Source organism: Bacillus sp. RC240 (genome assembly GCF_044907945.1).
Taxonomy (GTDB): Bacteria; Bacillota; Bacilli; order Bacillales; family Bacillaceae_G; genus Bacillus_A; species Bacillus_A mycoides.
In genome coordinates, this window is record NZ_JBIYCT010000001.1 from 283845 (window position 1) to 295995 (window position 12151).

General features: G+C 34.4%; 10 protein-coding genes and 3 pseudogenes. 11 read left to right on the forward strand and 2 right to left on the reverse strand.

The window, feature by feature from the left end; genetic code table 11:
- Positions 1 to 181 precede the first annotated feature (181 nt).
- Entirely contained in the window at positions 182 to 781 is a 600-nt protein-coding gene (locus tag ABH955_RS01385; protein ID WP_404444291.1) for a TetR/AcrR family transcriptional regulator, read from the forward strand.
- Positions 782 to 785: 4 nt separating this feature from the next.
- Complete coding sequence (locus tag ABH955_RS01390) at positions 786 to 1331, forward strand: hypothetical protein (RefSeq protein WP_404444294.1); 546 nt, start codon at positions 786 to 788, stop codon at positions 1329 to 1331.
- Between the two features lie 268 nt (positions 1332 to 1599).
- Here ABH955_RS01390 and ABH955_RS01395 read toward each other — a convergent pair.
- A pseudogene (locus ABH955_RS01395) lies at positions 1600 to 2138 on the reverse strand (Tn3 family transposase); the annotation flags it as partial.
- Positions 2139 to 3085: 947 nt separating this feature from the next.
- On the opposite strand from ABH955_RS01395, the gene ABH955_RS01400 reads away from it, so the two are divergent.
- The 8 genes and pseudogenes from ABH955_RS01400 (at position 3086) to ABH955_RS01435 (ending at position 9597) form a co-directional block, all read left to right on the forward strand.
- Positions 3086 to 3592, forward strand: a complete 507-nt coding sequence (locus ABH955_RS01400) for a hypothetical protein (RefSeq protein WP_404444300.1) — start codon at positions 3086 to 3088, stop codon at positions 3590 to 3592.
- Between the two features lie 246 nt (positions 3593 to 3838).
- Entirely contained in the window at positions 3839 to 4996 is a 1158-nt protein-coding gene (locus tag ABH955_RS01405) for a sensor histidine kinase (protein WP_404444303.1), read from the forward strand.
- Positions 4993 to 5661, forward strand: coding sequence for a response regulator (locus ABH955_RS01410; protein ID WP_002087571.1), 669 nt, complete (start codon positions 4993 to 4995; stop codon positions 5659 to 5661). Before ABH955_RS01405 ends, ABH955_RS01410 begins: the two co-directional genes overlap by 4 nt.
- Positions 5662 to 5761: 100 nt before the next feature.
- Positions 5762 to 6220 (forward strand): CcdC protein domain-containing protein, encoded by a 459-nt coding sequence (locus ABH955_RS01415; RefSeq protein WP_002137524.1) that lies wholly within the window; start codon positions 5762 to 5764, stop codon positions 6218 to 6220.
- 420 nt (positions 6221 to 6640) lie between these two features.
- Positions 6641 to 7921: an isocitrate lyase gene (gene aceA, locus ABH955_RS01420; protein ID WP_404456722.1), complete on the forward strand. Its 1281-nt coding sequence runs from the start codon at positions 6641 to 6643 to the stop codon at positions 7919 to 7921.
- A 633-nt stretch (positions 7922 to 8554) separates the two neighbouring features.
- Positions 8555 to 8833: pseudogene (locus ABH955_RS01425) on the forward strand (hypothetical protein); the annotation flags it as partial.
- A 294-nt stretch (positions 8834 to 9127) separates the two neighbouring features.
- Positions 9128 to 9322, forward strand: a pseudogene (locus ABH955_RS01430) (hypothetical protein).
- A 116-nt stretch (positions 9323 to 9438) separates the two neighbouring features.
- Complete coding sequence (locus ABH955_RS01435) at positions 9439 to 9597, forward strand: hypothetical protein (RefSeq protein ID WP_002137521.1); 159 nt, start codon at positions 9439 to 9441, stop codon at positions 9595 to 9597.
- Between the two features lie 352 nt (positions 9598 to 9949).
- On the opposite strand, the gene ABH955_RS01440 is transcribed toward ABH955_RS01435, so the two are convergent.
- A complete protein-coding gene (locus ABH955_RS01440; RefSeq protein WP_002066413.1) occupies positions 9950 to 10531 on the reverse strand; it encodes a TetR/AcrR family transcriptional regulator in 582 nt (193 codons plus the stop codon).
- A gap of 275 nt (positions 10532 to 10806) precedes the next feature.
- On the opposite strand from ABH955_RS01440, the gene ABH955_RS01445 reads away from it, so the two are divergent.
- Entirely contained in the window at positions 10807 to 12066 is a 1260-nt protein-coding gene (locus ABH955_RS01445) for an MFS transporter (RefSeq protein WP_215586666.1), read from the forward strand.
- Positions 12067 to 12151 lie beyond the last annotated feature (85 nt).

Genomic DNA, 12151 nt, shown 5'->3' on the forward strand with positions numbered 1-12151 from the left:
AAATGCTAGTAGATGCTGTTTCTTTTTTTAGGGGATACGGTAGGAATACCGTATTTTTTATTATAGGGGAATTTTGTTTTGTTAGCTTGAGAGCAATGTGAAACCTAAAATAATATGATCATATTATTTTAGGTACTTTTTTTATAATATGATCGTATTATAAAAAGGGAGGAGGATATGAGTGCCTAAAATTGTTGATCAAATACAAAGGAAGAATCAGATAGCCACTGCTACTTGGCGTGTAATATTAGAAAAAGGTATTGATAAAGCTTCTATACAGCAAATCGCTGACGAGGCAAACATTTCGGTTGGACTTGTTCAGCATCATTTTTCGTCTAAAAATGAATTAATTCATTATGCAATGAATTTAGTATTGAATCGAATGGAAGAACGGGCAAACAATCGTACAAGTGAATTTAAGGGAACGAAAGAAGAAGCACTTAGAAGATTAATGAAATTTATTATTCCTTCTAATAAAGAAGAAATGTTGGAAGGGAAGGTTTGGATTACATTTCTGGGTATATCCTTTAGTTCTCCAGAACTTATTGAACTTCGGAAGAAAATGGATGACCATACGAGGTATCTTATGGGAATAATTCTAGATTTAATGAGGGATCTAGGATACGTCACACCAGGTCACAATAGAGAATTTGAATTAGAGATACTGTACGGATTTATTGATGGGCTAGTAATTCATGTCCTTCAAACACCAGAATCATATCCAGAAGAAAAAGTAAATCAACTTATTGAGTATTATTTAAAAGAAAAAAAGAGGGATTAATCGCATGAATAAAGTTTTCATTATTATTCTTGTAGTCGTTATTGTATTGATTATTAGGCAGCTTATCCCGAAGAAAGTAGATAGCTTCGATCTTCTTGGTATACCAATCATGGCTATAATCAGAACTTATATGGGTCTTCCAAATAGATTGGACTATATTATTACAATTGAATTAATTAGCTTGCTTATATTAGGAGCGATAGTTGGTTATTGGCAAGCTAAGAGGGTGAAAGTTTTTCATCATAATAATCAATTATGTAGTGTTGGAGGCTATACGTATATTATCGGATGGATTATTATGCTTTTGGGCAGGATTGTTATTTTATTGTTGTTCAATCTCAACTCGCTCGTATTGACATTTCAAGCGGGACAGGAACAGTTTACGAGTGAAATAATTAAAGTTCTTTCTCATGCTGGAGATTGGTTAATATGGTCTACTATTCTTGCATCTTCCATCATGTATACCGTTACCTTATATAAAGATCACCCGGATATCAAGAAATTAATACATGATCGTTTTAAAGAAATAAAACAACGAATAAAATATTAATTTAACTAATTGTTGTTATATGGGCTATTGCCACATGCCCATCAACTTAAGAAAATAAATCAGCCCCAAAACGAAAAAATGAGCTTTTTTATTACAAATTAGCACAAAATCTCGTTCTGGGGATAGCTGTATTTTCTTAGCTTAATAGCGATGTGACTCTACCCCTATTAGGGGGTCCTGACGTCAAAACGTGGATATTATACGCTAAGACATTTTTTGAGAAAAAAGACCCTGATTTCCTTACGCTAAGCAGGAAATCAGGGTCTTTTTATGTTCTTAAAGGACGGAACGAATGATAATTGCTGACAGTAAAGTTGTACTCACCTAGAAAATTAATATGCTCCCAACCAAGAGGTGAGATATGAGGAAGCAACTCTTCTCGATGTTTTCCAATCTTTTTCATATGTTCAATAGCTTGAGATAGATACACAGTATTCCAGATACTGATTGCATTGATAATTAGATTTAATGCACTGGCGCGCTGTAATTGGTCTTGTAGTGCCCGTTCTCGAAGTTCACCGTGTTTCCCGAAAAAAATTGCGCGTGCTAATGCATTCATAGCTTCTCCTTTATTCACCCCCTTTGAATCCGCCGGCGTAAAGTTTCGCTAGAAATATAGTCTAGGATAAACAGTGTTTTTTCAATGCGTCCCATCTCTCTTAGTGCTGTTGCAAGACTGTTTTGCCGGGAGTAAGAGCCCATTTTGCTCATGACAAGGGAAGCTGATGATGTTCCTTCGCGAATGGAATGTGCGAATCGAAGGACATTGTCATAATTATCTCGAATGACTTTTGTAGGGGTTCGACCGAGGTACATGTAATTTCGGGTCATATCCTGTATTTTATTTCCAATAACCATATTTTATTATAACAAAAAGGTTTGAAATCAATAATGTTATGAATTATTTTTGATACAGTATTTTGTTACAACCAGTTCAACAGTTAGGAAGTTTCGTATTTTTAAATACAAAACGTAACAAAAATGAACGTTTATGTTACAAATATCTCCGAAAAATAACATCTAGGAAAAAATGTATCGCTACGACCTATTTTTACACCTATCTCGGCCGAATCCCACTATGATTTCACTTATTGATAAAGAAAAAATCAATGATGCTAAAAAAGATGTTACATCGAGGGTTACGAACTACAAAAAACAAATATCCTAAATTATACTGTTTATTTTCCTATCAAAATCATTTATATTTTGACCAAATAAATTTTAAAAAATTTCTCGAAAAAACAGCCATTCACTTTTTCAAAAATGAAAATAATAATAAACAATTATCCATATTTTATATTGACTTAGCGACCTGTTATCAAAAGGAAAATCAATTCGAAAAAGCTTGTTTATATTACCAAAAAGGCATCTCTTGTATAAGGATAGTCAAAAGTTTAAATATCATCTCATAAAAATGTTTAGTTACAATTTTAATAAGAAAACATATTCAAAACTCCTATTTTTTACATAGCAAATAACATTTTTCCATGTGCTGTTGTTGTATCTACCGTAATAATAATTGGCTTTTGGTTAAAATATTTCGGTTGATGAAGATATGTTGCTGTCCCATATATCCAGTTATATATATTCAAGTGACTTTTTTCACAAAAGAATCATAAAAAACTCTATCTATAGATAGAGGGTATTCAAAAAAAATCATCTTTCAGATAGATGTTCTAAAATAGTAGGGATGTTACAATCCTCCAGTAAGTAAGCAAATAAACAATAAATTTATACTTTATGGGGGTTTTAATTTGAATACTCAAGCTTGGATAATGATTGGTGCATTTTTAACAATTGTATTATTAACACAAATCGGAAGAAAAGTATTTACAACCACAAAGGCTGTATTGCCATTTATTCTTTGTGGTATAAGTGTTTATTTATTCGTCGAGGAAATACCTACCTCAGGTTCAAATATGACCGCACTCATAATCATGACAGTGGTCGGCATGATCATGGGAGGGCTAATGCTTTTTACAGTGAAAGTAGAATATGGTTCTGACAATAAAGCGTACGTAACTGCTGGCATTCCTTATTTATGTTTATGGATTGTTGGACTTGGATGGCGAGTCGTATTAGCTTATGTAGCGACAGACTGGTATCCACAACAATTTATAGATTTCATGGTATCGAATCACTTGGATTTTAATGTTATAGCCCCTGCTTTCGTATTTTTTACAATTGCGATGGTAGTTATTCGTACTATTGGAATTGTGATTAGGATACAAAGATATAGAAAAAAATCTAAAGCAAATTAAAGAAATAGGTTAAGAAAAACAACTTCTTTTGCATAATGAAGTAGGTAAAACAAACACACTATACTAACTACTTCATTATTCTTTTAATTTCAGATTTTAGATGATATGTATTAAAGGAATTTAACTCAACTATGAACTATTATAATTGGGAGTTGTAAATTTCCAACCTTTAAATCAAGAAATGGATATTCATCTATAGCCAAAAAATATAGAGACTAAACAGTAAGGTTGGGAGGGAATAAGTACATGGAAAAAGTATTTTTAAAAATGATTGATAGTCATGCAGGAAATGCGATAGGAATCATCTTAATATGCGTATTTTTTTATCAAGGTTTCGCACCTCATGGTACCTTTGCAATATGGGTTTGTAGCGTTTTTGTAACAATTTATCTATGGATGTTGTATTCACCAAAATCTTGGTGGAATGCAAGGAAGTACGCTTTATTTACGAGTATATTAATAAGCATATCATGTGTATTATATTTTTCTCATCCGAATTTTCCAAATTATGCGTTATGGCCACTCATAGTTTTTCTTGCCGCTGCAGAACCAAAGTGGACACGAGTAACGACAATTTTAGCTGCTATAACGGGGATAGTTATTATTCTATTTATACATGCGAATACGTTTCCTTATCAAGAAACATTAATTATTATCGGCCTCTATGTCTCGATCCGAAGCACATCCAAGCTAAGAGACGCATATCAAAAAAATCAAAAACAACTAAAAGAATTAGACGAAGCACATGCTGAACTACAAGAAACAACGGTATTTTCTATGCGATATGCAGCTTTTACGGAAAGAACAAAATTAGCAAGAGAGATTCATGATGGACTTGGACATCAAATGACCTCACTTATTATTCAATTACAGGTCCTTAAGATTATCTTAAGGAAAAATCCTGCTGATGCCCAAGATCATGTTGAAGAACTTTTAAAGGTGGCACGAAAAGGAATGGAAGAAATCCGCGTCGCTGTTAAGGAATGGACAAGTGATGAAAAAGATCTCGGGCTTACTTCATTAAAAGGATTGATTTCACAGGTTCAAGCGAATTCTTTATTACAAATTGAGTTCATTCAAACTGGAAATATAACAGAGTGGACGATGGAGGAAAGTACAATTCTGTATCGCATTCTACAAGAGTCTTTAACTAATGTCTTACGACATTCTAATGCAGATTCTGTTATTGTAAACGTAACAGAAATAGACGGAGTAGTAAAACTCACAATTGATGATAATGGTATATATACAGGGGATAAGCCATTAAAATATGGCTTTGGACTCAATGGTATGATAAAACGCTGTAAATCAGTTGGAGGTAATTGTTCCTTTTTTCTAAATGAACCAAAAGGACTTCGAGTTGAAGCCACTATTCCAATTCAGAAAAATGGAGGAGAAGTATGACAGAAAAGATTCGTATTGTGCTAGCTGATGATGAACCATTTGTTCGAAAAGGCCTATGCTATATTATTGAAATGCAAGATGACATGGAGATAGTTGGGGAATGTAAAGACGGTAAGGAAGCAATTAAAGTGGCTTTAGAAACTGCACCAGATATGGTAATTATGGACATTCAAATGCCTGACTTATCAGGCATTATGGCTACTAAAAATATTATGAGTATATTACCAAACACAAAGGTTGTTCTATTAACAACATTTGATGTACAACAATATGTCTTAGATGGTATTCGAGCTGGTGCAGTGGGTTATATATTAAAAGATACTGAGACGGAGGAAATGTTAGATAGTATTCGATCTATGAATAGAGGGGCAATGATTTATAATAGCACGACAGCAAATCAAGCTTTTACACAATTTATAAAACACGATAATAATGATTATAATTTAGCTAGCGAAGAACTTGAATATACGGAAACTCTAACTAAGCGAGAGATTGATGTTTTACAATTATTAGCTTATGGAAAACAAAACCATGAAATAGCTAAAATCCTTTATGTTTCCGAAGGGACAGTCAAAACTCATATCCACAATATTCTTCAAAAACTAGATGTAACAGATCGTACACAAGCAGCTGTAATGGCAATTCGAAAAAAAATTGTAAAGTGATATCTACTGTATGTAGTAAAAAGAATAAAATTTTAAATTAACATAGTGTTTTTCTAATTGAAATTAAACAGATCATAATAAAAAAGAAGGAGAGTATAGCATGGATAATACAACTGGTCTTATTATTTTAATTCTTATAATTCTCCTTAAACTAAAAGAAAGGGAATTGAAAGTTCAACGAATGTGGATTGCTCCTGTATTAATCGCATACTATACATTTACTCATGTATTTAACGATCTCACATTAATAGAAACAGGTCTATTTGTAGTATTACTTGCTCTTGGAGGAATTGTAGGAGCTGTGCGTGGTTCTACAACTATAATACGAATCGATAAAAATAATGGGAAGGTTTATGCTAAAAATTCTTATATCGCCTTAGGTATATGGATTGTTGTATTTATTTTACGTTTTATTGTAACGTATATTTTTAAAGGTTCAAGTCAGTATGCGCTAGGTTTAGTAACGAATGGTATTTTTTGCTTTATTGCGGCGAGTGAGTGTATAAGAAAAGGGATTCTATACTTAAAAGCAAAAAGTTTGATGCATTCAAAACATTAAGTATTGCTAAGGGTAATTTTTGTAGTATAGCAAATTTCAGTGTTTTTCTAACATCAACACATTGCCATCAAGTTAAGAAACTCATTGTTCCTCAAAAATGAAAAAATGTTATGCTCTCTGTATATTCCTACAGAGAGCATAACATTTTTTATGACTCTTTCTATTCAAAATGAACTACAATTGTTTACTGAGAAATTCCCCAGACATATGTCATCACATATCTTGGATAAATTAGCTAGAGAAATAGGATTTGTTCAACAGGAAAATAAATATTAGCATCTTTCTTCCAAGAACAAATAAAAGAAAGCGTTGATTCTTATCTTCATTATCCAGGAATATACTCAGGCGGCCAAGAAAATATTTAGTGCAATAGTTACTCGAAAGAATAACTGAAAAATAACATACGAGGAGATGGAAGAAATGAAAAACGAAAGAATTCAACAATTACAAGAAAATTGGGAGTTAGATAAACGTTGGAAAGGGGTAAAACGCCCGTATTGTGCCGAAGATGTTATTCGTCTTCGAGGATCTATCGATATTGAACATACACTAGCACGCCACGGTGCAGAGAAACTTTGGCAATCGCTTCATATAGAAGACTACATCAATGCGCTTGGTGCATTAACAGGAAATCAAGCAATGCAGCAAGTGAAAGCAGGCTTAAAAGCAATTTGTGTAAGTGGTTGGCAAGTAGCTGCTGATGCCAATTTATCTGGACATATGTATCCAGACCAAAGTTTATATCCAGTGAATAGTGTGCCCTCTGTTGTAAAAAGAATCAATCAAACGTTGCAACGTGCTGATCAAATTCAGCATATGGAAGGTGGCAGTGATATAGATTATTTCGTACCAATTGTTGCAGATGCAGAAGCTGGTTTTGGTGGGCAATTAAACGTATTTGAATTAATGAAAGGAATGATTGAAGCAGGTGCAGCAGGTGTACATTTTGAAGATCAGTTGTCTTCAGAAAAGAAATGCGGACATTTAGGTGGAAAAGTATTATTACCGACACAAACGGCGGTACGTAATTTAATTTCTGCTCGTTTAGCTGCGGATGTTATGGGCGTGCCGACAGTAATCGTGGCAAGAACAGATGCAGATGCAGCAGATTTAATTACGAGCGACATTGATCCAATTGATCAAGAATTTATTACAGGAGAAAGAACAACGGAAGGTTTTTATCGTACAAAAGCGGGGCTCAATCAAGCAATTGCACGTGGCCTAGCATATGCACCGTACGCAGATCTTATTTGGTGTGAAACGTCTGAACCAAATTTAGAAGATGCGAAGCTTTTTGCAGAAGCAATTCATGAGAGATACCCAGGAAAGTTACTCGCATATAACTGTTCACCGTCGTTTAATTGGAAACAAAAATTAGATCAAAAAACAATTGAAAACTTTCAAAAAGAAATGGCATCATATGGTTACAAACTCCAATTTGTAACACTTGCAGGATTCCATTCGTTAAACCACAGTATGTTCGAATTAGCACGCGGCTATAAAGAACGTGGTATGGCAGCGTATTCTGAATTACAACAGGCCGAATTTGCAGCAGAAGAGCATGGTTATTCTGCTATGCGTCATCAACAAGAAGTCGGAACAGGTTACTTTGACGAAGTAGCACAAGTGATTACGGGTGGAACTTCATCTACGACAGCGCTGAAAGGTTCTACGGAAGAATTGCAGTTTAAAGATAATTAATTCAGTTATTGTGGAGAAAGTCTTAAATAACATTGGCATTTTGAACAAAAATTGCATGAGAAACATATATATATAATATTCAATTTATTTTGAATTTTATCAATATGGTTGTTGCATTTTTAAATTATAATATAAGTAACTCTTTTTATTGCTATATATCTGTCATTTCTTGTTACAGAATCCTTATTACAAGGATTCTGTTTTTTTGCATTAAATTTCTACAAACAAAAAAGATAAGGTCGGAGAATTCAATCTTATCTTTAGTACAAGGAGTAAACATAAGGGATAATCATCATATTTTTATCACGCTTTATAGTTTAAATTTTGAATATTCAAACTATAAATAACAAGTATATCTATATTGAGAAATTTATTGCAAATTTAGTTGTAAATGTTTCAAATTAGAAAAGGTTAGCTCCTCACTTCACCCCAGCCAAAAACCTTACACCCAAAAACGAAGGGTAACTCAATTATCAAACTCATATTAAGTTTCAATCTTGCCTAAGCACCCATTAGGATATACAATTGATCATCTATTTTTCTTTACATAATCTCCAGATACAGTCCATATCAACTATAGATTCTTGTCTTATGCTAAATGTAGTTCCAAACAAAACAAGGAGGTAATGAAAAATGATTAAAACATTATTAGCAGGAGCACTTTTAAGTACAGGATTGGTAGCGGGGGGTGCAGTAGGTGCAGATGATGCGAAAATGGACAATTTAAAATCAAATGAAGATAGTTCAAATCAAGTAATTACACGGAGTGCAGATGGAACAACGTCTTTCTCACAAAACTTTGATGTACCTAAAGATGCAGTGCCAGCAACTCCTAAAGGAGATGCAAAAACTGTTGAAAGAACAGAAGGTACAGGTTCTCAAGAAGGAAAAATGGTACCAACAAAAGAAGGAAATTAAATACTATATAGTTATAACGAAGAGCATCCAAAAAGTGGTGCTCTTTTTATATTATAGGGATCAACTGGTTTTATTCAATATAGAACTGTAGTGGGAATTCAAGCTAGAATATGGGTTACTGTCTCTTCAAATCATGGTGTTTGAAGCACTAGTTTTGATGGTAACGTTACAACATAAACATTTTATTAGAGATTTTTTAAATTTACATACACTCTAGATAAACTACATATCAACTTCAGATACTTGTTTTATGATACAAGTAATCAAACAAAAGGAGGGCAATACAAAATGATTAAACAGTATTAACAGGGCACTCTTTTAAGTACAGGAGATTATTAACAGGTGGAGAAAATGTTGAAGATGTACAGACAGATAAACATATTCCATATGAACAAAATGAATTGTAACAAACTCTAGAAAAGTACGATTCGAAGAAATTTGAGTTATAAAAAGAAAATAGATAAATATAGTGAAAATAGATAAATTGACAAGAGAAAAGCACTTTGTGTATATCACAGGTGCTTTTTATTTTCATTTTAATATAGGGCTTGCATTAAATTTTTACACTAAAATATATACGGCAAAAAGGGGGGAGTTCATTGCACAAAGTTATTTATGGAATATTAATTTTAATTTATACTTTGTATTCATTTTTTGTAAGTGATGGAAGTGAAGTAGGGTTTATTATGGTGTTAACTATAGTACTTATCTTTTCTGTGGTTTTAGAAAAAGGAAATGCAAACAAAACGACTGATTAAAGGTCTTTTTGTTTGCATTTTTTAGTTGGCTATTACAGTCCAGATGTTTTAGGGATAGCACCAAATCGCCATCAAGCTTAAAGAACGATTTATCCCCCAACAATAAATACGAGCAACATGCATAAAATTTTCGTTCTGGAGGTGGTATGAGATTTTGAGTTGATGGGCATGTGGTGTTCCCCCATACCCATCAACTTAAGAATTCAGAATTACCCCGAAATGAAAAAATGAGCAATTTTGTTACAAGTTAGCACAAAATTTCGTTCTGGGGGTACTATAAAATTGTAGCTTGATGGAAATTTGACGTTACCCCTATAAAGGTGTGGTTTTCGTACTTTTAAATACAATCATGTCACTTAAGTAATGTGAGCGTCGCTGCTATTACATTGTCCACAAATGAACGTTGGGGGCGAGATTTCATCATAACCGTTAGACCGATTAACGCTACAATCAGTGCCTGTGCCAAAGACTTTGCATCTGTGTTGAATTCCAGCTCACCTGATTGGATTCCTCGTTCGATCGTCTCCTGAAAAATGACGGCGAGGTACATTTGATGTTCTCTGGTCAAAATTTCAAATCTCTCATCATGAGGTGCTAATTCAACCATTGTATTGATACAAAAACAACCTTTACTAAGATCCCCTGCGTATTCTTCATTGACGACATCGGCAAAGAAAATAGAAAATGCCTCTTTTACAGAGGAGTGACTTTGAAGCCTATTTCGTATATCAGAGGCCCGAGACATTGTATACCTGCGAAGTGCGGCTTCAAACAATTCTTTCTTATCTCCAAAAGTCGAATAAATACTAGGGCGTTGAATGCCCATTCTAGAAGTAAGATCACTTAATGAGGTAGCCTCATATCCCTTCTCCCAAAATAACTGCATTGCTGCATCTAAAACTTGATCCTCATCAAATTCACGGGTTCTTGCCATTAAGAATTCTCCTCCTCAAACTTTGATTTTATTAATTGTTTTAGGATAGGTGTGTAGGTAATTACAATTGTTGTTTTTATTACCAAACAGTATGTAATTATTATATAATTAGCCATTCTTCCTGTCAAATCAAGCTCCATTCATTTAATGCAATATTAACTTTAGTGCAAAAAATCGTTGACATCATGAATAAGGCTAAGTTATATTTACCAGTAATCATATTGTACTGAACGGTATGTTATGATTGAAAATCTAATGTGATTGGAGGTTAAGGTATGTGCAAAACAGAGACAAATATAGAAGATGATCCACTCTACACTAAGATAAGTCATAAATCTTCCATAACAAAACCTAATTTGAATCAACAGCCATCCATGTCTCACGCTTTGGCATTATTGTTTGCGACTGCCTGTGGAATGTCTGTTGCCAATATTTACTTTGCACAGCCGTTGCTTGATCAACTATCTAATGAGTTTAGTATTAACCATTCCATTATTGGTATTGTTATTACCGTTACACAAATTTTTTATGGAGTGGGCTTACTGCTACTCGTACCGCTTGGAGATTTGCTAAACCAGCGACGTCTAATTGTCGGTCAGATGCTATTATCTACAACAGCTCTGGTTATAGTTGGTACTGCTTCCTCCAGCATGGTACTTTTCGCAGGTATGGCTTTGGTGGGTCTGCTTGCAGTTGTGACACAGACTCTCGTGGCGTTTGCAGCGACCATCGCTTCCCCTACAGAAAGAGGACGTGTCGTTGGCATTGTAACAAGTGGGATTGTTATTGGCATACTTCTTGCACGTACTTTTGCTGGTATATTAACAGATGTTGCGGGATGGCGTTCTGTATATCTATTTTCTGCTGCGCTCATGCTTTTGATGGTTTTTATGTTTATAAAGATGTTGCCCAATGTTGAGCGCGAGGTAAAATCGCTATCTTACCCTCAGTTGATTAGATCGGTGCTTGCTTTGTTTATTCAAGAACGAACGTTACGCGTTCGCTCCGTTCTAGCCATGCTGATTTTTGCTGATTTCAGCATTTTGTGGACTTCACTAGTACTGCCACTTAGTACACCTCCAATTGCTCTATCTCATAGTGCAATTGGCGCATTCGGTCTTGTAGGTGTGGCTGGAGCCTTAGCTGCGGCACGGGCAGGGAAATTGGCCGATCAAGGTTACGGACAACGAACGACAGGTATTGCTTTAGCTCTATTATTGATTTCATGGTTGTTCATCAGTTATATAGAGCAGTCGTTAATCGCATTAGTGATAGGGATAGTTCTACTTGATTTGGCCGTACAGGCAATACATGTCACGAATCAAACCATGATCCTTCCATTGCATACAGAAGCACGGAGTCGACTTACTGCTGGATATATGGTGTTTTATTCTATCGGCAGTGCTGGTGGTTCAATTGCTTCGACTCAAATATACGCACACTTTGGCTGGGGAGGGGTTTCCTTACTTGGAGCCTCTGTCAGTGCTTTCGCTCTTCTTTTTTGGGCTATGACCAGACGAGTTAAGATTTCATGAAATAAACGTGTGTTAGCCAATATGAGAAACACGTTACTACCATAAAGGAAATGCTTAATTTTTTTGACTTAAAATCTAATTGGAC

What these genes read in the sequence shown, in the direction of transcription:
- ABH955_RS01390 (WP_404444294.1), top strand. Translation starts at nt 786, where the DNA reads ATGAATAAAGTTTTCATTATTATTCTTGTAGTCGTTATTGTATTGATT.
- ABH955_RS01405 (WP_404444303.1), top strand. Translation starts at nt 3,839, where the DNA reads ATGGAAAAAGTATTTTTAAAAATGATTGATAGTCATGCAGGAAATGCG.
- ABH955_RS01410 (WP_002087571.1), top strand. Translation starts at nt 4,993, where the DNA reads ATGACAGAAAAGATTCGTATTGTGCTAGCTGATGATGAACCATTTGTT.
- ABH955_RS01415 (WP_002137524.1), top strand. Translation starts at nt 5,762, where the DNA reads ATGGATAATACAACTGGTCTTATTATTTTAATTCTTATAATTCTCCTT.
- aceA (WP_404456722.1), top strand. Translation starts at nt 6,641, where the DNA reads ATGAAAAACGAAAGAATTCAACAATTACAAGAAAATTGGGAGTTAGAT.
- ABH955_RS01440 (WP_002066413.1), bottom strand. Translation starts at nt 10,531, where the DNA reads ATGGCAAGAACCCGTGAATTTGATGAGGATCAAGTTTTAGATGCAGCA.
- ABH955_RS01445 (WP_215586666.1), top strand. Translation starts at nt 10,807, where the DNA reads ATGTGCAAAACAGAGACAAATATAGAAGATGATCCACTCTACACTAAG.